A 22,851-nucleotide genomic window follows, 5' to 3' on the forward strand; every position below is an offset into this window, starting at 1 on the left:
CTGTTTTTTATTTAATTTATTTATAGTACCTCCCTCGCTTTACTTCCCTCGTAAGATCCAATAATATTCAATTGTTCTAAACGATCGATAAGTCGAGCTTTTCTTGTGTATCCAATCCTAAATCTTTTTTTATAATAAAGACACAGAAGCTCCTTTTTCTTCTTTCACTAAATTAATTGCATCTTCCAAAAGTTCATCATTCCCATTTGTCTTTTCTGCATTTTCCACTACTGTAAGTTGTAATATCTTTTCAGCTTCATTTATTTTTTGAGTAATTTTCTGTTCTTCAATTAAAGTGAATGATAATAATTTGATAGGAGATATTACAGTATATTTTGATGGTGAAACTAGGAAAGTAAACGGTAGAGGTATTAGAGAAGAAAAGGATAGGAAACTCCTTAATTATCTAACTCTTTAAACTAAAAAGAACCGTTTCCTATTTGTTGTTCAACTAATGAGAGCTTTATTTGAACAATGTGGTCGGCTGAAAAGCCGATTTTGTTATTGGGGCAAGATAATTAACTAAGACATGACTCTTTGATTAGTAAGTAGAATAAATATGGTTAGGATTTTACTAAGTAATTAAAAATCAGAGGGGGATACCACCATGAAAAGAATAGGAGTATTGTACTTTGGAGTTACGATTTACAATGCATACATTGTTCATTCATATCTCTTGGAGTATTTGTGAGATTTTGCAAATATTCGCTGCGGTAGTTGAACAATTCCTGAAGTTAATGTTGATTTTTTTTGTAATCGGAAGGGTTATTTAAATAATATAATCCTAGAGATAATTAGTAAGATTCTTTTTAATAGGTTGTTTTGATTTTTTTGCAATAGCTTTAAGCATTAACATTTTGGTTATTAAGTGGAAATAATAAAGAAATTGGCGCAGTTATTATTCGTAATCGATTAACTTTTATACAGAATAAAGTCGTTATTGAATAAAAAGTTCTTTACCAAATGTAATAATTAATTAATAATTAAATAGACCATTAATGCAAAAATCTTTATGTATTAGTGGTTTTTATTATGTTACGAGTATTCTATTCGAAATAACAAATAATCTAAAAAAAAAAATATTAAGAATAGTGTAAATATTTAAATTAGGTAGTTTGAATGAGAGGTATCTAATAGTGAAATTTAACAAACTTGTTAACTCAATTAAGGAAGGGCAAAATAATAAATCTGCACTCCTTACTCATGAAGGAAATATCGTAGAATTAATATATAATGTAATTAAAGAACGAATTGAATTTTATTCAAATGAGGGTTTGCTAGGTTCAACTCCATCAAAAGAAAAAGTTGAAGGGTACGCTATTGTAAAAAAAAGGGAATCATTATTTAAAGGTTATCATTTTACTATGGAATATATACCTGAGTTAACAAAACAAGATTTTGATGCAGACCAAAAGAAAAAGGAAAAATTAATTCAAAAAAGCTTAGAGGAAAGACAAGCAATAGATAAGAAATTAAAAGACTCTGGTATTTTTGAAAAGATGACTAATTTATATCAGGAAGGTAAAATACGAAATACTAGATGTTGGAGTTGTGGAGCTTTCTTGAATTCTTTTATTTATAGTACATGCTCAAATTGTGAGTGGCTTATATGTTCATGTGGCGCATGTAGATTCGGATGCTCAAAAGAAAGTCAGTCAAAAATAATTGATAAGAAATATCCAGCGTTAAAAATGAATGTAAACGATATTGTTCATAAAAGCGAAACACAATCAATTACTACGGATAAAAAATACATAAAATGTATTATGGATGGTTGTATTGCTAAAATACCATACAGTAAGTTAAAGGAATGGAATAGTCGTTGTCCTCGTCATCAACATTAATATAAGTAGACCACTCATGCTACATGCATTAGTGGTTTTTTGTATGAAAAAATAATTTTTAAAAATTCATTTACATTCTTTTGTATTCTTATATACTTTAATCGTAGTTATCAGATGGTAAAATATTGTAAATAAATGGAGGCTTTTAAGTGTTTGAAAAAATAATATTCAATAAAAATACTTTATTTTTTGGTTTACTGGGGACCTTTTTTATAGTAATGGGTACTTTTAATCTGTATGTATCATTATATGATTATATTTATCATACTACTTCTGAAGAAATTAACCGATTAACTGAATCACCTCTTCAGTTAAAACAAATTCCTATTATTATTGCTCTAATGTATCCAATACTTATATTACAATTTAAAATATTACGTATAAGCAAAATAAATTGGATAAGAGTGATAATTGTAGGTTACATTATACCTACTTTGGTTATATGGGTAGCCGTTTACTTTGTTTTACCTTTTATACAAGGGTATTTTAAAATTACAGCGTTTGCTCAAATGATTCCATTTATTTTTGCATTAAGAGAAGTGTTCATAAAGGTTTTCCCGAAATTTATACCCGAAAAATGTTTAAATATTGGTTCTTTCATATTGTATTTAATAATTTTCATTTCATTTTTTACAGGAACTTCATCAGAAGTAAAATATATAGCTGATGCAGTGAATGATGGTATTACTCAGTTGTCTTTTGGTTTATTTATTCTTGTATTAGTTTCAGATAATATAAAGAAATCGACTTTTGGTGAGGTTATTAGCTTTACCTTATCAACTAATAATATTTTTTCGATTATCAAGTTTGACTATAATTTAAAAGAGATTGACGAAGAAGATATTATTAAAAATCAATTATGTGATATGGTCATTGGATTAGGTTACTTATCTAGCAACATAAAAAACTTCAAATATTTTAAACGACCTGATTCCAATTATGAAGTTTCATGTGCCATAGACCTGTCTAATTAAGTTTATTTATTGTCTAAATTAGTAAAATAATAACAATTCCTTGGGAGCTGATCTGAATTAACAAATAGAAAAGATATAGGTTTTTTAACGTTGAATATGTGGAAGGGTTTATTTTCAAGCAACTTAATTAATAATTACAGAAAATGGTGTACATCTTGTTTAGAGGAACTAAAAATCAAAGGCGATGAGATATATGAACCACTTATCTGGTCCATTAAAGATATTGAATTTTGCGATAAACATCAGGTTAAGTTAGAAGATCGATGCCCGAAATGTGATAAAAAATTACAATTCTTACATAGAGATTATTCAGTTGGTCATTGTCAATATTGCTTTACGTGGCTTGGTAGCAATTACGAAAAAAATACTATTAATTTAACTGAATATCAATGCTTTTTGATAAATTCATTTAAGTCTTTATTAACAAATGCACCAAAAATAAATGTGTTGCCTACTAATTTGAAAATAGGGGCAGTATTAAAAAAATTATGATAGAGAACAATTTTAGAAGCAATATCCAGTTTGCTAGTTATTTAGATGTGAATAGAGCAGTGATTCAATTTTGGATTAAAGGTACTAGAAAACCTACTTTGCAGTCACTATTTCAAATTTGTAAAAAATTAAATCTATCAATCTATGAGTTGGTTTGTTTAGATCTCGATATAAATATTAACTTTCAAAAACCCTCTATGGTGAGAAGTGGAATAAAATTAAAAGATTTAGAATATGTGATAAACAATAATTATAATAATGGACTATTTAAACTTTCAAGAGAACATAGTTTTGATGAAAGAACAGCAAAAAAAAATTTTCCGATTTTATCTAAAAAGATTAGTGATATTTATTTAAAGCAAAATGAAAAAATATTAAACCATAAAAAAACAAGATAGAAAAGAGCCTATTAATTGCATTGGAAATATTACCACCGATAGGTTTACAACAGTTTTCCGATAAATTTTTATTAGTATTAGTGATGCAAAAAAATATTATCCTGATTTATCATTGAAAGTTGTAGAAAGGTATTCTTCTTATAAAAAAGAATTAAAAAGGAATAATGATGAAAGACTCAAGAATGAAGTTAGAAATGCTGTTTTAAAATTGCATAAAGAAGGGATATACGCTAGTCAAGTAGCTCTTATTAAAATATTACCTTCTCCAAATTGTCTACGTAATCCGGTACTTAGAGAAATCTGGAAAAAAGAAATAGAACTATTTTATTGAATCATATAATTGCCTAAAGTTTAATAAATTATCAATTAAATATATATACTTGATTATTAAATCCAATCAAATTGAATTAATTACATATTAAACCACTAATAATATTTTTAATACCAAGGGTTGGCAAAGTTATGGGTAAATAAATGGCAAGATTATGGTTCAAATCACATGTTTATAGGTATAAAATAATCCACTTAAAACATTGAATCAGTGTTTTAAGTGGATTTTTATTATTTATTGTTCGATATTTTTAAATTATTTCTCCCTTCTTAATAACAGGACAAGCAAACAAACGTTTATATTTTAAGGCTATAAATAAATTATTATTGTCATTAGTAATTTTTAATAATGGAAAAAATGTTGAACCCATAAGCTAAGTCGAAAAGTTTTATAAAATATTGAAAATTCCCCCAAATTTGACTTGGAACTAATTATAGGATGAAAACTGATCTTCTAGCCGTTAAAAACTATTAAATTAGTTTCTTTTTATAGATAATGAGACGTTTTTTTTCGCCAGTTGATGACATTTTACTGCAAATTCCCCCAATATAGTTTACTGATTTTTTACAGTATGATTAATTTGTAGATTAGTGTTTGAATATTTTAAATACTTAAATACTTATTCGGAATCAGTACTTTTGTAGGGGGAGAATTATGAGCAAGAAGAAAAAGAAACGAACGTTATCGGCTGTTGCTTTAAGTAGTGCAATGTTACTAAATGTTGTATTACCTCAAAGTGCTATACTTGCACATGCAGAGTCGAATATCGATCAAAACAGTCCATCGAATGGAAAATTTACAGCAGATGAAGTGAACCGAATTCTGGCAGGCTTGACGCCAGAACAAAAAGCAAACATTAATAAGTTAACTGGAGCGGATAACACACAAAAAATCCGTGTTGATCAAAAGGATTTACGTAAAGGTGGAAACATTGATGTTATTGTTCAATTTAAAACTGACCCAGCAAAAATCCAAATCATCAAAGATTCGTTAGAAAAAGGTGGAGCGACAGCAAATACACAAGCTTTCGCATCTGAATTTTCAGCAGCAAAAAATAAAGTAGAGGCATCACATGCGAACTTTAAAAAGTTTGTAAATGCACAACCAACTTCACAAGTTATCAGTGGAAAACCAGTAAATTTGGATATAAAAATTAATAAGGAATATAAGGATAGTTTTAATGGGGTTTTATTATCTGTACCAACAAACCTCGTGACGAAGATAGCGGAGAATCAAGAAGTGGCTTCTGTCTGGCCAGTGATGGATTTTAATGTAGATGAAGGAGCGGCTACACAAGCAGAAGCAACAACTGGAAAAATGACTGAAGGTCTGAAAACAGTCGGAGCAGACAAACTGCAAGCAGAAGGAACAACTGGAGTAATCAAGTCTGGTCCTCGTGCTGGGCAAAAAGTAAAAGTAGGCGTCCTTGATACGGGGATTGACTACAATCATCCTGATTTATATAAAGTAACACATGATGCGAACGGTCATCTTTATGAAGGACACGATTTTGTCAATTCAGAAGTAGATGGTGATGGAAATGTCACGTATGTTGATGACCATGATCCAATGGAAACAACCTACCAGGATTGGTTAAATGATAAAGAAAATCCAAATCCACTAATAGGTCCGCCACCATCAAACTATAAAAGTTATATAACATCGCATGGAACGCATGTTTCTGGAACAATTGCAGCGAACACAACGTCTAACAATGCAGGGTACTCGGCAAATGGTGTTGCGCCAGATGTTGAACTCCATGGTTACCGTGTATTAGGTCCAGGTGGACGTGGAACAGCAGATTCCGTACTTAATGGGATTGATCAAGCGGTAAAAGACGATATGGACGTAATTAATCTTTCACTAGGTGCAAACGTTAATGATCCATTGTACCCAACAAGTGTTGCAATAAACAACGCTACATTACAAGGAGTTGTTTGTGCGGTAGCTGCAGGAAATGCAGGACCAGGTCAAGCGACTGTTGGATCACCAGGAAGTTCTCCATTAGCGATCACAGTTGGTGCAAGCTCGATTCAAGAAGAAATTGCGGCATTAACAGTAAAGTTTGGAACAACTTCGTACCCAGCGCATTTATTTGGAAAAGACTTTTCACAAGCAGATAATGAGTTTAAAGGCCAAACATTACCAATAGTTGATGTTGGTTCAGGGACGCCAGATGATTACTCAGGTAAAGATATGGCCGGTAAAATTGCATTAGTTAAACGCGGTGGTGATTATTTGTCAACTAAAATGGCAAATGCGAAAGCTGCAGGAGCTAAAGGAATGCTGATTTGGAATGATAGGGATGATACTGAAACGAGCGGGTACATTCCAAGTTTCCTAGGTGTGAATATGGATAATATTTATTCAATTTCCTTAACAAATGCACAAGGAAAAGCACTTGTTGATGCAATTAAAGCAAAACCAGAAACGGCAAGTATTACATTCCCTACAATTTTAGATGCTCCAACGATTGTAAAAGGGGATGAACTTGCAAGCTTTAGTTCAACAGGACCAGTAAGAGACTGGACAATTAAACCGGATATTGTAGCACCTGGTGTAGATATATTTTCAACTGTTCCATATGATGTGTGGGAACCAAATGAGAAAAAAGATTATAAAAATTCATACGAATCGATGTCCGGTACATCAATGGCTACGCCACATGTAGCAGGTATTAGTGCACTAGTGTTAGCAGCACATCCTGATTACACGCCGGCAGATGTAAAAACTGCGTTAATGAATACAGCAAAAGATATTAATACGGATTCAAAAACATACAGTGTATACCAAGTTGGTGCGGGCCGTGTTGATGCATACCGAGCAGTTCATGCTAATATCAAAATTCAAGTTTTAGATAAAACCAATACTGTTGATAGCTCAGATGGTCCAGATCAGATCGTCCAAGTTGACGATATCACTGGAAGTCTAAATTTTGGATTTAAGGGACGCGGAGAAGGCGCAACAAATGGTTCGGATGATGTTGTTCAATCAAAGGACTTTAACGTGAGCAATTCAGGAACTGGAAGCAAAACATTTAAAGTTAGCACTGAGTTTCTATCAACAAAATTTGCTCAATCAAATAAAGTTGGACCTGGAACTGGAAATGATGTGAAAATTGATGTGTCAGTAAATGGTTCAAACGCACAAAGCATTACAGTTGATGGAGGAAACACAGTTAAAGCATCGGCAAAAATTACGGTTCCTTCAAATGCTGAAGATGGGACGTACGAAGGATATGTAAATTTAGTCAATGCAAATGATGCAACAGAACACTACCGACTTCCATTCACGATTACGATTTCTGAAAAAGGCCTTAATTTTAAAGTTGATATTAAGGCAATGACTGGTTTAGAAAGATACACAGGAAACTATAACCCGAATATGGGCGCACCAGCATCAGGTTATACATTCTCTGTGAACAGTGCAATGGAAAGTCTTTATATCTTATTAAAAGATCAAGACGGTAAATATTTAGGTGTTATTCAAAATGCTATGCCGATTAATGGAGCAGGGCCAGGAGTTGTATATGGTCCTTACTACATGTTAAGTGGAGGAAATTACCTACCGTTTACAAAAGACTACAATGGCTCGTTGGATCAATCAGGTATTTCATCAACACCAGCTGTCATCAAAGATGGTGCTTACTCCATTGAGATGATCGCGACAGACGCAAATGGAAAACAATACAAAAAAGAAGATACTCTTTATGTCGATTACCAAGCACCAACACTTACAATGGATCAAGATTCTCAACCAGGAATTTATGAAATTGATCCAACAGGTTGGGAACCAGGACAAGAAATCAAAAAATTCTATGGTAAGGTTTATGATTCAAACGTCGATCGAATGAAAAATAATGGTGAGACATCGGTACGAGACATTGAAGATCCAAATAAACAAGCTCCTGTTGACCAAGGGTTGAATTTGGTTTGGGGATACCAAGATGGACCATTTGTGAGTAAGATTTTCCGTACAGATGCAGAAGGTCGTTTCAATTTTGGTATTTCTAAAGAAGATATTACGCCACAAGGAAGCGAATTTTGGCTCTATCCGTCAGACTATGCACAGGCTGGCGATGTTAACTCGACACAACAAATGTATTACTTTATTAAAAAAGGCTCCCCATATCTGACGTTACAATCAACAGGTGGAGTAGACCAGTCGCTTGAAGGCCAAGGAAAAACAGTTGTTCAAAAGGATAAGCCATTCAATGGTAAAATTGCGGCAAAATATGCTTTAGGTATGACAGGCGGAAGTTTAACGTTGAATAGTAATATATTTACATTTAGTAATATCCGTCTTTCACAAGAATATAAAGATTATTTAAATAGTAAAGGAATAACACCTCCTACTCTAACGATTGGAGCACCGTATGATGATAATCGAAATGGTGGAACATCAACGGATGTAACGATTCCAAATGTTGGAGCAACAGGAGCACTCGATGCTGACCATCAAAACATCAACTTATTTGACATCGATGTAACGTATTCTAGTTCAAACTCTTCACTTGTTGGACCAATAGGTTATTTTGTTTATAATTCAAAATTAAACTTATCTGGCGTCGATTCAAAAGTTCCGACATTTATGAAGAATTGGCCATATGTGAAAGCAGCAAAATCAAGTATTACAGGCGGTATGTTCGCTGAATCCTTCAAGGCAAACAGTTTAAGTGGAAGCTTCACAGGAATCACGAAAGAATCATTAGGGAAAGTAACTGTAACTGATGACAAAGGAAACACGTTTACAACAGATTCACCAAATTCAGATAATAACAACAGTATTCAATATCAAGGTAATCAAACTGGTACGTATGGGGTAGTTGCAGATGTAAGTGACAAACCTTATTCAGTAGAGGTTTCGATGCCAGGTCATTTTAAAGGTTATCAAAAAACACCTGCAATTGGGAATAGCCGATATGGGTACCAATCCGGAAGTAGCTATGATTTCCCATCAAGTCAAACACCTCTATTATTAGGTGGAGATGTAAATGGCGATGATGTCATCGATATGAAAGACTTGGTTTCAGAAGTCACAACATATTATAATTGGAAAGATTTAACGTCTCTAAGCAATCCAGTACCAGCAGGTACAACTGCTAAAAATGCATTCCTTGCTGCGAACCGCAATGCGGATATTCGTTGGATAGCACCGGGTGGTTTTGGACAGGCAGTAATTGATTATAATGACTTCTACTTTATTTTCAAAAACTTTGGAAAACAAAATCAAAGTGCAATCAGTTCAGGAAAATCTGTACCATCACCACAATTAACGATTGATAAAGATACAGATATTACAACGACATATGGTGGTTCGATTAGTTTAAAAGCTGGTGATAACTTATCTGCTGTAATGACTAAATTAAATTTCGCAGGACCATTACAAACTACATCGTCCTCAACTGTGCCAATGTTACAAGACTTAAAAAATGGTGCTACGATTTCACTTGTACCAAATAATAGTTACATCTTAGATGATGAAGTATGGAGAAAAGCAATTACGAAAGTATTACTTGGATCTACAGATGTAACAAGTAACATAACGATTAAAGAGGGTTATACGTATTTTGACTCACAAAAAGGTTACACTACAGTTCCGTCAAAAATTACGTTCCCAGGTTCATTATTCGCAACAGCAGGAACGTACAATGTTACGATCAAAGCAACTGGGTACCAAGATGTAACGAAAAGCTTTACAGTGTCTGAAATCCCAATTTCAACGCCTACAATTTCACTTGTACAGGACGGAGCAAAGGCGCATATCGGACAAGATTTAACGGTTACATTTACAGATGATGCAAACTGGCGAAACGGTATTAATCGCATCACGATGCGTCAATATAATGCGAGTGCAGGAACAATTGATGTACCGAGTTCGTATTATGACATCACACAATCAGGTAAAATTATTTTTAATAAAGAGTTATTTAAAACAAATTCGGCAGTTGGTACGTCAGCTCAAATCAATACAGCGCTAATTAATCCTGGTGGGGCAAACTACTTACCGCAAACGTATCAATTTGTTGTGTACTCAACAGGTACGGATGGTACGATTTATCCAGGAGTAACGATCGGGAAATATACTGGTGATACAAGTAGTACACCTACCGCTGCACAACCTGTCGGATACGCATTATCATTCGATAGTCAAGGTGGTTCAGCGATTCCAACTACGGCGGTCTCATATAACCCAAGTCGAAACAAAACTGGACCTAATAGTTCTGATTTTTATATTTCATCTTCAACACCGACTCCAACGAGACCGGGATACAAATTTATGGGATGGTACAATGACTCAGCTTATACGAGTGTGTTTGATTCAAATGCTATGTTAACTGGAGATAAGACGGTTTATGCAAAATGGCAAATGAATGTGACACAAAACTATTCACTTGTTGACCCATCAAATCCTAACGGGCCAAAATTTGACGGAAATACATCTAGTGTAAGTGGTAAAGGTTGGATCCTTGGTGAAGGTGACCTACAAGTCACAATTCCAGATTACACGAAGAATGTTTCTTGGTTAACAAGTAAAAATGATATTCAAAAAATCGAAAAAACGTATTATAAATTAAAACCAGATGGAGCGAGAGAAGCGACAACAACAACAGAGCAAATCGATCCAAGCACGTATACATTCACAGGAAATGGTAGTGGAAATGGAACATTTTCATTCACAACAGCAACAGAGAAGTATGCAGCAGATCATCCAACGGAGAAGTTTGCGTTTAGTGCAGCACCGTATATCAATTTCACTCCAACTGCTGGATACCAAATCACAATCACATCAATTAGTGGTCAAACGGTTACAATTCCGGACATAAAGTTAGGATACAGACGTCACATTGATTTAAACGGTGGAACATTAAAGAATCTAAACGACACATTCTTCTACGACAGTATTATCAATGGAAAAATGTACGGAATTAGTATGGATTCAGCTGCGGCTAAATTAGTAAATGGCGATCTGACAATTATGCCAAAATTGTATTCAAACGCTTCAGGTACTAGCGGAGCGGCTTTAGATATTGATCAATCAAAAGCATTGGTTATTACGGATAATACGAATGTATATATTTCGTGGGTAAAACCAGCACCAACAGTTTCAAAAGATGTGTTAGGAAATGTAATTGGAAGCGACATCACATTACCATTCACGGACGATGGAATTTGGAAAAACAATATCAAACAAGTAAGTATTGGTTCGAAAAACTTAGTACTTGGAACGGATTACAAAATCACTTATGATTCAAATACTCATAAGGGTTCATTCACACTTGATAAGTCGTTATTCAAGGCTGGTCAAAAATTTAATGTGACAATTACGTCTGAAGGTTATAGAGATGCAATTGTCATCGATCAATTGATCGGTTACCAAGTAAACTTCGAATCAAATGGTGGTGATTCTGTTGCACCAGTCATCGTTGACTCTCGTGTAACAAAACCAACTGATCCTACTAAAGTAGGCTATAAGTTTATGGGATGGTACAGTGATGAAGCATTAACAACACCATACGATTTCGCAAGTATTGTAACAAAACCAATCACACTTTATGCTAAATATGCATTGGCAACATCAATCGTATCACCAGATACAACTGATAATGCTTTAGGTAATGATATCACACTAGAATTTAGTGATAAAGATTGGGCAAATGCGATTACAAGTATCAAAGTTGGCGGTTCAGTTATTGATTCATTAACATACAAAATCGATGCAACAAACGGCACTCTGACAATTGATAAGTCTGCCTTCAAAAAAGTTGGAGACTTCAATATCACGATTAGTGCGAAGGATTATGCTGATGTATCAGTTCAACAAAAAGTTTTGAATGGGTACAACGTTCATTTCGTATTAACAGGTGATAAGGCACCATTTGAAGTAAAAGACCAAATCGTTACACGTCGTATTACAGAACCAGTAGTTTACGGTTACGATTTATCATGGTTTATTGATAGTGATCACACAATTCCTTGGGATTTCACAAACTCAATTTATTCTGCAAAAACAATTTATGGAAAATGGTCAGTTCATAAGTTCACAGTAGAATTTAACAAGCAAGATGGAGGCTTAGTAGAAACAAAGAAAGTGGATTATAACACAACAATGACAGCACCAACAGCACCAACAAGAACTGGATATACTTTTGTTGGATGGTATAAAGATGCTGCAGGTCAAACACCATGGAATTTTGCAACAGATAAAGTAACAGCAGATACAGAGTTATTTGCTAAGTGGAACATTAACTCGTACACAGTTAAATTTGATAGCCAAGGTGGAAGTGCAGTAGATGCTATAAAAGCAAATTATAACACTATGATTGCTCAGCCAACTGTACCAACAAGAACTGGTTACACTTTTGCTGGATGGTACAAGGATGCTGCAGGTCAAACACCATGGAATTTTGCAACTGATAAAGTAACGAGTGACACAACAATGTACGCAAAATGGTCTCTAAATAAACCAATCGTTAACAAAATCGATGAAAATGATCCAAAGATTTCAGGAACAACTTTAGCAAATGCAACAATTACTGTAAAAATCAATGATGTTGTAATTGCAACAGGAAAAGCGGATTCTAAAGGAATATTTAGTATTCAAATTAAACAACAAAAAGTAGGTACAGAGTTATCTATCTATGCAAAAGATTCAACTGGAAATGAAAGTTCTGCAACAAAGGTCAAAGTATTAGAACATACACAACCAAAATGAAATAAAATATAATATAATTGATGACAATGATTCGAAATAATTTGAATCATTGTCGAAAATTCAAACATTTGCTGGATGGTACAAAGATTCTGAATGTAAAGTTCAGGTGCAACAGGATATGAAATTGTTAAATCAACTTCAAAAACAGGTTCATATACTCACCTAAGTAGCGTGATAACAAGCTAATACACAAACAAAGGATTAAGTAAAGGTAAAACATACTATTACAAAATTCGTTCTTACAAATTGATTGGATCGAAGAAAATCTATAGCGACTGGTCAAGCGTTATGGTCATTAAAATGTAAGTAAAGAAATACAGCAATCAGCATGAAAAATTTTAGATTGGGTGTTTAAGATATTGAGAAGATCGATAAACACCCTTCTCTCAAGTGATACGATTAGATTGACTTTTTTCAAAAAACTTTCCCTTAAAAATAATAAAAGACAAGAATAAAATTAAGTATTCTTGTCTTCTTTTTTTTGTAAAAGTAAATCGCAACATAATAAAAGCCTTAAAACAGTTAAATAAAAATAAAAAGCCGGCACTCAGGAAGAGGCCAGCTATCCAAAATATATAAAATATATATAAGTTCTTAAGCATTGACAATTAACTGCGCAATTTCCATTGCCTGTTCATTTAAATTCATCTTTTTATAATAATTAAATAATTCCTTCTTAGAACGCTCCACTAAAAAAGTAAAACCATTTTTAATAAACATTGGTAACGCTTTATTATTTAAATAATTATGATACTCTTTTTCTTTGGATTTTAATAAATAAAGTAAAAGTTTAAATAAATGGATATATAAAATATAATTATTCTTTTTCGCTACGAACAATCCAGCTTCAGCATCTTGAACTAACTCTTCTACGTTTGAATAATTTTCTTCAAAAGAGCTACGGATATAGCCTTCTAATGATAATAAATAAGATAAAGACTCAGGATCTTTTAGTAACATAGAGTCTTTATAATATTTTCTTGCTTCCTTATATTTTTTACCTCTTAAATATTCATAAGCTAAATTATGCAAAGCTTTTGCTTTTCGATCAGGTGCATTACATAGTTCGCAGCTTCTAATCAAATTTTTAAAACGGCTGATAATCTCTTCATCTAATGTGTCACCTTGAACTTGAATGATCATTAACATTTCAGCATCAATAACTCTGAGATAGTTATTGATTTGTTTAAAAAACAGATGAGATTTTTCAGCATAATAATATGCTAACACAGGTGCACTTAGAGTATGGTATGCCGTAGCTAAATGGTAATAATATTCAGGATTTTTATAAACTGTATTATCGATCGACTTTAAAATCTGGATTACTTTACCATATTCTTGCTTTGCCAAATAATAGATGCCTAAAATATGCTTCAATAGATTTCTTTCATATGGAGCTAATTTGTCTTCTTTCTTTTGTAGCTTTTTTATGATTTTAAATGCTTCATTACATTTAGCATGTGCAAGAAAATATTTCGCTCTTAGTAACTGATACATATCATTATATTCTGAGATTTGGATTAATTCTTCCATTTCAAATTCATAATAAATTTGATCCATCTCTTCAAATAACTGCATGATAATCACATCATGCCAGTGTAGTAATCGCTGTTTTATATTCATAAAATTAGCTACTTCTAATTCCATGTCAATTCCGAGTCTTTTGGATAATAAATTTATAATTTCAGGTGCGTACTTTGTTTGTGCACATTCTATTTTACTAATATGGGTAACGGAGCAAATGTTTTTGCCTAATTGTTCTTGTGTTAGTTTGTACTTTTCACGATAAAATTTAATGATTTTTCCTTCATACATAACTAAGTCCTCCTCCCATTCCATGATGTTAAAAATAGTACCTAATAATAAAATTCTACATTTAACAACAAAAATAGTATATTTAGAAAACCCGTGTAGTATGTGAAGTAATACTTAAAGATATGTTAAGGAAAGGTAAAATAGGAAAAAGAAGGGTAGATAGTCCCTTCTCCTTTTTTTATTATTCGACCTTATTACCAATTCTAAAAAGTAAGGATAATTGTTTCGCAAGATATTGAGGAGTATAGGGCATATCATTTCTTAACCAAGATACGATTGTACCGATTAGAGCTGATGAACCGTACCAGATAATAATATCCTTTTGAATATCCGTCTTAATGTGCAAAGAATCAATTTCTCTTCGTTTTGTGATTGTTTCAGTAATGATTTTTAATAATTGTTCCGTGAAGATCGGAGTTTTCTTAGAAGCAAGAACTACTTTATAAAACTTTGCATTCTCAGCTATATGTTCAAGCAGGTTTAAAAGTCTCACCGAATCAGTTTCTTCAATAGATTTAATGTTTGTTGACCCTCTCATAATGTGTCCAAGCTTTTCTCCCATTTCGTTTGCCATATTTTCCATCATATCTTGTATGTCTCGATAATGTAGATAAAATGTAACTCGATTAACTGTTGCACGATCGGCTATTCGATTAACCGTAATTTTGTTTAGATCCATCTCTTGAAGTAGATCGATAAAAGCGTCTTTAATTAATTGTCGCGTACGAATGATCCTAGGATCTATTTTTGTTTTATCCTTCAAATCAAATCACCTTTTCCATGAAATTTACAATTCTTTTAAATGTGTTTATTAAGTTTGGTTTTAACTACAGAACTAAAAAGTGTGATAACTACAATACATTTCTTCAATTATTGTCGGTTGTAAGAATGAACTAACGAATTATAATGTAATTTATATCATGTTAATTATTAAACACTTTGTAAATTATGTCCATGATAAAGAGAGAAAGGAATGATGGGGGATTGAGTAAAACTTCTGTAATTGACACAAATTCGATAAAAAAGGGACCAATTATGTTCATTTTGATTTTAGGTGCCTTTCTGGCAACATTAAACCAAACGCTTATGAGTGTTGCCATACCTGAGCTAATGGTTGATTTTCATATCAAGGCAGCAACAGCACAATGGTTAACAACAGGATACATGCTAGTAAATGGTGTGTTAATCCCGATAACTGCTTATTTAATGCAGAGATTTACTACACGTGAACTATTTCAAGCATCTATGATTATATTTTTAGCGGGGACCATTGTTTCTGCACTAGCGACTGATTTTCCAGTCTTGTTAACGGGACGCTTAATACAAGCAGCAGGTGCGGGGATTATTATGCCATTGCTAACAAACGTTATTTTGACACTATTTCCACCAGAAAAACGTGGAGGAGCAATGGGGATGGTAGGTTTAGCGATTATTTTCGCACCGGCGATTGGTCCTACACTTGCAGGCTATATTATGGAAAATTACAAATGGGAGACGATGTTTTACGGGATGATTCCATTTGCTATTCTTGTGATTGTACTAGGATTCATTTATTTACGAAATGTATCCGATCGTATCAAAACAAAATTTGATCTTCTTAGCGTTACACTATCTACAATTGGTTTCGGTGCAATGCTTTATGGATTTAGTCGTGCTGGAAGTCTAGGTTGGTCAAATTCAGAAGTGATTAGTACGATTGTTGTTGGCGTATTATCACTTGTACTCTTCGCATGGAGACAAATGGTTTCGCAAAATCCTTTACTTGATTTGCGTGCATTCAAGTTTAGTATGTTCTCTTTAACAACAGTTATTAATATCGCAGTAACAATGGTAATGTATGCTGATATGATGTTACTTCCTCTTTATTTACAAAATGCTCGAGGGTACACACCAGTTGAGTCTGGTCTTCTACTATTACCAGGTGCATTAGTAATGGGATTCCTTATGCCAGTTACAGGTAGACTATTCGACCGCGTTGGTGCTAAATGGCTAGCAATAGTAGGAATGATTATTACAATCGCAACAACGCTTGGCTTTACAAACCTAACGGACTCGACGAGCTACACTTATCTAGTTCTAATGTCCACAGGACGCCGAATCGGTATGGCATTAATGATGATGCCAATACAGACTGCTGGTTTAAATCAACTACCAAAGCAATTAAATGCACACGGTACAGCCATTACGAATACAATTCGCCAAGTTGCTGGAGCAGTTGGTACATCACTTCTAGTTACAGTTATGACAGACCGTACAAAAACACATATACAGGAATTAATTCCTACTGCAGCTTCTAAAGGTTTAACTCAAGCTCAACTTATAAAAGAAGCTTCAATAAATGGAATTAACGATGCTTATCTTGTGATTGTCGGAATCGGGATTATCGGCTTACTACTTTCCTTCTTTATCAAGAGAGGTAAACAAGCAGCTTCTGAAGAGACGACAACTCATTTAAAAAAGGTAACAGTAAAAGCTTAAGTACAATACAAACTAATTGGAGGAATAAAGATGAGACTTCAAAATAAAGTAGCGGTAGTAACTGGAGCAGGTTCAGGAATGGGAAAAGCGATTGCTGTCCTTTATGCAAAAGAAGGTGCAAAATTAGTCGTTTCTGATATTAATGTAGAAGCAGCAAATGTAACCGTTGATGAAATTAAATCAAATGGTGGAGATGCCATAGCTGTTATGGCCAATGTTTCAATCGAAAATGATATTCAAAACTTAATCGATACTGCCGTAAATACTTTTGACACAGTAGATATTCTAGTTAATAATGCCGGAATTATGGATAACTTTGAGCCTGCTGGTGATATTGAAGATGATAAGTGGGAAAGAGTTTTTGCGGTAAACACAACAAGTGTAATGCGCTCAACTCGTAAAGTCCTACCGATCTTTTTAGAGAAACAACATGGAGTGATTATTAATGTAGCTTCAGCAGGTGGGCTTCAAGGAGCTAGAGCAGGAGCAGCTTACACAGCTTCTAAACACGCCGTTGTTGGTTTCACAAAGAATACTGGATTCATGTATGCAACGAATGGAATCCGATGCAACGCAATTGCCCCAGGTGGAGTCGAAACAAATATCGGTTCTTCCATGACAAATATCAATCATTTTGGTATGGGACGTATTCAAACAGGATTAGGAGTTAATCCACGTGTAGGTAAACCAGAAGAGATTGCAGAGATTGCTTTATTCCTTGCTTCAGATGAATCTAGCTTTGTTAATGGTACTGTGATTACTGGTGATGCAGGTTGGACTGCTTATTAGGTTAATACAAATTTTATATAAACAACAAAAAACCATCATTCGCAAATGAATGATGGTTTTTTTGTATTATCCAACGTTTTTCTTTACGTCCTTCTCATCAACCCAAGCCTCTAACTGATCACGACCTGGTAAGTTATCGATTTTATCAGCAGAGAAAACAGGATCCAAACCTTGTTTCTTTTGAGAAACATAATCTTTTAATAGAGCTTTTACAACTTTAGCTAAACGCGTAATAGCGTAAAGATTAACTAATACCATTAATCCCATGAAGATATCTGCTAAAGACCAAATTAATTCAGCGCTATATAATGCTCCGAATAACACCATTCCAATTACAGCAAAACGGTATACATAAATTGATTTTTTCGAATGCTTCATGAAGCTTATATTTGATTCACCATAATAATAGTTACCCATAATTGTACTTAATGCAAATAAGAATACTGAAATTGCAACGAATGTTGCAGCGAAGTCTCCAACACTTACACGTAAAGATTCCTGTGTTAAAGGAATACCAGATAGCTCAGATGTTTTATAAACGCCTGAAACTAATACGATCATTGCTGTAGACGAGCAGATGATAAATGTATCAACAATTACACCTAATGCTTGAATAAAACCTTGTTTTACAGGGTGCGTTACGTCAGCTGTTGCAGCTGCATTTGGAGCAGAACCCATACCAGCTTCGTTAGAGAATAATCCACGACGAATACCGTGAAGTACTGCAGCACCCATTACACCGCCAAACATTTGTTTAAACGTAAAAATACCTTCAGAGAAAATTGCACCAAATACATTTGGTAAAATATCGAAATTTGAAATCATAACCCATAAAGCTAAAATAATATAAACCCCAGCTTTAATCGGTACTAAAACAGTTGAGAATTTTGCAACTCGATGTACGCCACCAAAAATAATTAGTGCTGTAATAATAGCCAGTACAATCGCAGTTGTTTTTGTATTTACACCAAATTCATTATTGATAGAAGCAGCAATCGTGTTTGCTTGTACTGCGTTAAAAATAAGACCAAAAGATAAAGTAATTAAAATACTAAAAATAACACCTAGTTTTCGGTTACCTAATGCTTTTTCCATATAATAAGCCGGTCCACCGCGCCATGAAGAACCATCTTTCACTTTATAAAGCTGAGCTAAAGTACTTTCAACAAAAGCTGAAGCTGAACCAATTAATGCCATTAACCACATCCAAAAAACTGCGCCTGGTCCACCTAATGCCACTGCTGTTGCAACACCGGCAATATTCCCCGTACCAATACGTGCAGCCATTCCGATCATAAATGCTTGTAATGAAGAAACAGTTTTTTTGCTTTTGTCTCTGTTTCGACCATCACCTAATAATCGAATCATTTCAGGGAAGAATTTAAACTGAATAAATCCTAAATAAACTGTTAAAAATAGGCCAATTGAAACTAATAAAATAACAAGTAATTTAGCCCATAAATAGTCGTTGAGTACTGAAACCAATTCCGTCATGAATCCCTCTCCTTTGTAAGAATATTCGCAAAATTATCCGATAATTTTGACTACAAAGTGTAATAATAAATTATTCTGCTGACAAAGGCAACATTTTTTTAATTATTGTTGATTAAAAAAAGATAACATTAAAAAAAGATTAAAAAAGTAAGTGTTCACTTACTTTTTGTTGACGAAATCCGATTTGATTCATATACTAGAAAAGTAAATAAACACTTACTTTTTTGTTTCATGCTAAACCGAAGAAATTTGTTTCCTTTTTAAAAACGGTTTTTAAGGAGGTAAATAGTGAATAAAGGAGAAAGAACAAAACATCATATTCTAGAAAATTCTATACAACTATTTGCGAAAAATGGCTATGATGGTACGACAATTAATCAAATTGCAAAGGAAAGTAAAATTTCCGAAGCGACGATTTATAAGTATTTTAAAAGCAAGCTAGATGTATTGATTACTTGTGTAAAACCAGATATTCAAGACGTTTGGATGGAAGAGGACTTTAGTAAACTTTCAATTGAAGAATTGCTTAGATTATATGTTGAGAAAAGGATTAAGTGGGTGGAAAAAAATCGAAATCAAATTGAGATCTTGATTAGCGAAACTTTACGACATCCTGAATTATCAGAAATTTTCTTCCAACAGATTTATCGTAAAACACCAATTGAAGAAGAAATAGAGTCAAGAATGCTTGCGAAAGAAACGAATTTTCATTTAGAAATTCCGATACTAAGTTTAAGTATGATTACGACGATTATATCGATTCTAAATCTACAAAAAAGTGTTCTAGATAAAGATCCAATGCATATTACCGATGACGCTATTAATAAAATGGTGCAATTAATTTTATTTGGATTAATAGGAAATAAACATCCTGAATAAACATGAAAATGAGTTTAACGGGAAGATGGTTTAGTATGACCTTTTATTTTTTATAAAAGGGGGTATTAAACTATTTAATTGCAGTAAATTGACCAAAATACACATTTGGTCAATTGGTCTAAAAGGGGAGTGAGAATGTGTTTAAACAAGAATGGAAAAATATTTTTAAGAAGCCAATGACAATTGCAACAATCATTGCGATTGGTCTTGTACCAATGCTTTACTCATTAATTTTCTTATCAGCTTATTGGAATCCTTATAATAAAACAGAAAAACTTTCTGTCGCAATTGTTAACAATGACAAGGGTACTGAGTTTAATGATAAAAAGCTTAATGTAGGGAAAGATTTTGTAGAAGGATTGAAAGATAATAAGTCATTCAAATGGAAAGTTACAAGTAAAAAACAGGCAATGGAAGGATTAAATGACGAAAAATATTATTTAGTCATCGAATTACCTTCTAATTTCTCTAAAAATGCAGCTACGCTATTAGACGAAAAACCGCAGAAAATGAAATTAAATTATTACACGAATGCGGGTAAAAACTATGTAGGCGCACAAATTGGTACAAATGCAATGAAAGAAGTAAATGATACTATCTCAAAGGAAATTACAGAACAATATGCTAAAACAGTTTTTGATAATTTCAAAGATATTGGAGATGGCATGACAAAAGCATCTGATGGTGCAGGTAAAATCAATGATGGTGCAGCAAAAATAACAGATGGAACAGATGTTTTAAATAAAAATTTAAAAAAATTAAATGACAGCATGATCACATTTGAAAATGGAAGTACAAAACTGAAAAGTGGAGCGACACAATTATCAGATGGTATTAAACAATCAAATGATGGTGCTAATAAATTAAATACTGGTTTAAACGCTCTTCTAGAAGGAACTGGTACATTAAAAGCTGGTACTAGTGATTTAAATAATGGACTATCGCAACTAGCTGAAGGCGGTAATAAAATCGAAGCTGGCTCTTCTAAGCTAGAAGCAGGAAGCAACCAATTAAATGCTGGACTAAAACAATCTTATGCTGGCGCAACTCAATTGCAAAAAAATGAAGCAGGATTTAATAAGAATCTTGGTGCTACTAATGATGCTCTTAAATCAATTGTTAATGGATTGCAAGATGGTTCATTAAGTAAGGAAGATTTACAGAAATTACAAGCAATCTCGAATAGCTTAGATCAACTTTCAAAAGGAAGTAATCAAATTAAAACTGGTGTTGATCAAATTGCAGCAGCACAAGGTCAATTATATGAGGGTTCAAATAATCTAGTTGCTGGACAAAAAGAATTAAATACAAATTTAAGTTTATTTAATAGTAAATTGAAAGAAGCATCTAATGGAGCAAATCAATTAGCTCAAGGAAGTAATGATTTATACAATGGTACAAAGGAATTAAGTGAAGGAAGTTCGTTACTTTCATTAGGCCTAGGTAAATTAAATACAGGTGGGGACCAATTAGTCCAAGGGATCAATCAATTAAATGATGGTTCTAAACAACTATCTAATGGAACGAATAAGTTATATAGTGGGTCTGGAGACTTGTTAAAAGGAGCAACTGATTTAACAAAAGGAACAACTGAACTTCATAAATCCCTAAAAGATGGTGGCGATGAAGTAAATAAAGTTAAAACAAGTGATGAAACTGATAAATTCTTTGCAGAGCCAACAGAGCTAGTTTCTCATAAATTAAATAATGTAAAAGAATATGGTGTAGGATTAACACCTTATATATTATCTATTGGACTATTTGCAGGTGGGTTAATGTTCACTTCAGTTTATCCAATGAGAAAGAACTCTATTGCACCGACTACTGGTTTAGCTTGGTTCTTTAGTAAATATAGCGTTCTAATCTTCGTGGGAATCATGCAATCGATCGTAGCAGATATGGTTTTAATTTATGGTATGGGTCTTGATGTGAAAAACGTGTGGTTATTCGTAGTGTTTACAATTATCACTAGCTTGACCTTCTATTCATTAATACAATTCTTAACTGTTACATTAGGAAATATAGGGCAATATTTAGTGTTTGTTATGATGTTATTACAAATTGGAGGAACTTCAGGTACTTTCCCAATTTCATTAACACCAACATTTTTCCAAACAATTCATCCATATTTACCTATGACGTATGCGATAAAAGGATTCAGAGAATTAATCTCTAGTTCTGTTAGCAAAGGGTTTGTATGGGATCAAGTCTACTATTTATGTGGATTTGCAGCGTTATTCATTATCCTAACAAATGTAACTTTTGCAGTTCGTGTCAAAATATCAAAGAAAAACCAATTAAGTGAAATCGAGGCTTAAAACGGTAAAATAATAAAAAGGATTGAAGTCTAATAAAAAAAGATTTCAATCCTTTTTTACTATTTAATCAGTCCTAATATACAGAAGCAAAAAGGTGACGACTATTTTATCATAAAAAAAGAACTTCAACAGAAAATGTGAATTATGTCACAAAATAGACAATTTATAGACACGATTTAGACAAAAAAGATTAAGTCAAAAACCCCTTTGGAAAAGTAAACTAGAAGTAACAACAGGTACCATTGAATGGTTCTCTGAAATTTACTTATTGAATTATTTGTGAAAAAATGTTCAAAGTTTTGCTCGAGCTTAATGAAAATTTTT

Annotated in this window: 13 protein-coding genes; 9 read left to right on the forward strand and 4 right to left on the reverse strand. The window is 33.2% G+C overall.

What is annotated here, in order from left to right; genetic code table 11:
- Positions 1–20 precede the first annotated feature (20 nt).
- On the reverse strand, positions 21–146 hold the full coding sequence (locus tag ABEY15_RS12655; RefSeq protein WP_429890525.1) for a DNA translocase FtsK: 126 nt from the start codon (positions 144–146) through the stop codon (positions 21–23).
- Positions 147–1,136: 990 nt separating this feature from the next.
- On the opposite strand from ABEY15_RS12655, the gene ABEY15_RS12660 reads away from it, so the two are divergent.
- The 5 genes from ABEY15_RS12660 (at position 1,137) to ABEY15_RS12680 (ending at position 12,754) form a co-directional block, all read left to right on the forward strand.
- The gene (locus tag ABEY15_RS12660; RefSeq protein WP_429890440.1) at positions 1,137–1,844 is read left to right on the forward strand and encodes a hypothetical protein; all 708 of its coding nucleotides are present in this window, start codon (positions 1,137–1,139) and stop codon (positions 1,842–1,844) included.
- A 149-nt stretch (positions 1,845–1,993) separates the two neighbouring features.
- Complete coding sequence (locus tag ABEY15_RS12665) at positions 1,994–2,818, forward strand: hypothetical protein (protein WP_429890441.1); 825 nt, start codon at positions 1,994–1,996, stop codon at positions 2,816–2,818.
- A 96-nt stretch (positions 2,819–2,914) separates the two neighbouring features.
- On the forward strand, positions 2,915–3,310 hold the full coding sequence (locus tag ABEY15_RS12670; protein ID WP_429890526.1) for a TniQ family protein: 396 nt from the start codon (positions 2,915–2,917) through the stop codon (positions 3,308–3,310).
- Complete coding sequence (locus ABEY15_RS12675; protein ID WP_429890442.1) at positions 3,307–3,708, forward strand: helix-turn-helix domain-containing protein; 402 nt, start codon at positions 3,307–3,309, stop codon at positions 3,706–3,708. The genes ABEY15_RS12670 and ABEY15_RS12675 overlap by 4 nt, the downstream gene beginning before the upstream one ends.
- Before the next feature lie 985 nt (positions 3,709–4,693).
- The gene (locus ABEY15_RS12680; protein WP_429890443.1) at positions 4,694–12,754 is read left to right on the forward strand and encodes an InlB B-repeat-containing protein; all 8,061 of its coding nucleotides are present in this window, start codon (positions 4,694–4,696) and stop codon (positions 12,752–12,754) included.
- 594 nt (positions 12,755–13,348) lie between these two features.
- Here the strand turns inward: ABEY15_RS12680 and ABEY15_RS12685 are convergent.
- Entirely contained in the window at positions 13,349–14,569 is a 1,221-nt protein-coding gene (locus ABEY15_RS12685; protein WP_429890445.1) for a helix-turn-helix domain-containing protein, read from the reverse strand.
- Between the two features lie 181 nt (positions 14,570–14,750).
- On the reverse strand, positions 14,751–15,332 hold the full coding sequence (locus ABEY15_RS12690; protein WP_429890447.1) for a TetR/AcrR family transcriptional regulator: 582 nt from the start codon (positions 15,330–15,332) through the stop codon (positions 14,751–14,753).
- A gap of 191 nt (positions 15,333–15,523) precedes the next feature.
- Between ABEY15_RS12690 and ABEY15_RS12695 the strand changes: the two genes are divergently transcribed.
- Positions 15,524–17,047, forward strand: a complete 1,524-nt coding sequence (locus ABEY15_RS12695; RefSeq protein ID WP_429890448.1) for a DHA2 family efflux MFS transporter permease subunit — start codon at positions 15,524–15,526, stop codon at positions 17,045–17,047.
- Positions 17,048–17,077: 30 nt separating this feature from the next.
- Positions 17,078–17,836, forward strand: coding sequence for an SDR family oxidoreductase (locus tag ABEY15_RS12700; RefSeq protein ID WP_429890449.1), 759 nt, complete (start codon positions 17,078–17,080; stop codon positions 17,834–17,836).
- A 66-nt stretch (positions 17,837–17,902) separates the two neighbouring features.
- On the opposite strand, the gene ABEY15_RS12705 is transcribed toward ABEY15_RS12700, so the two are convergent.
- A complete protein-coding gene (locus ABEY15_RS12705) occupies positions 17,903–19,330 on the reverse strand; it encodes an alanine/glycine:cation symporter family protein (RefSeq protein ID WP_429890450.1) in 1,428 nt (475 codons plus the stop codon).
- 288 nt (positions 19,331–19,618) lie between these two features.
- On the opposite strand from ABEY15_RS12705, the gene ABEY15_RS12710 reads away from it, so the two are divergent.
- The gene (locus ABEY15_RS12710) at positions 19,619–20,209 is read left to right on the forward strand and encodes a TetR/AcrR family transcriptional regulator (RefSeq protein WP_429890451.1); all 591 of its coding nucleotides are present in this window, start codon (positions 19,619–19,621) and stop codon (positions 20,207–20,209) included.
- A gap of 137 nt (positions 20,210–20,346) precedes the next feature.
- Complete coding sequence (locus ABEY15_RS12715; RefSeq protein WP_429890452.1) at positions 20,347–22,527, forward strand: YhgE/Pip family protein; 2,181 nt, start codon at positions 20,347–20,349, stop codon at positions 22,525–22,527.
- The last annotated feature ends 324 nt before the right edge of the window (positions 22,528–22,851 follow it).

The organism is Gottfriedia acidiceleris, from assembly GCF_050457485.1.
In the GTDB taxonomy this organism is placed as follows: Bacteria; Bacillota; Bacilli; order Bacillales; family Bacillaceae_G; genus Gottfriedia; species Gottfriedia acidiceleris_D.

Excerpts from the sequence above, each read along its gene's own strand:
- ABEY15_RS12670 (WP_429890526.1), top strand. The coding sequence starts at position 2,915 with ATGTGGAAGGGTTTATTTTCAAGCAACTTAATTAATAATTACAGAAAA.
- ABEY15_RS12675 (WP_429890442.1), top strand. The coding sequence starts at position 3,307 with ATGATAGAGAACAATTTTAGAAGCAATATCCAGTTTGCTAGTTATTTA.
- ABEY15_RS12680 (WP_429890443.1), top strand. The coding sequence starts at position 4,694 with ATGAGCAAGAAGAAAAAGAAACGAACGTTATCGGCTGTTGCTTTAAGT.
- ABEY15_RS12685 (WP_429890445.1), bottom strand. The coding sequence starts at position 14,569 with ATGTATGAAGGAAAAATCATTAAATTTTATCGTGAAAAGTACAAACTA.
- ABEY15_RS12695 (WP_429890448.1), top strand. The coding sequence starts at position 15,524 with ATGATAAAGAGAGAAAGGAATGATGGGGGATTGAGTAAAACTTCTGTA.
- ABEY15_RS12700 (WP_429890449.1), top strand. The coding sequence starts at position 17,078 with ATGAGACTTCAAAATAAAGTAGCGGTAGTAACTGGAGCAGGTTCAGGA.
- ABEY15_RS12705 (WP_429890450.1), bottom strand. The coding sequence starts at position 19,330 with ATGACGGAATTGGTTTCAGTACTCAACGACTATTTATGGGCTAAATTA.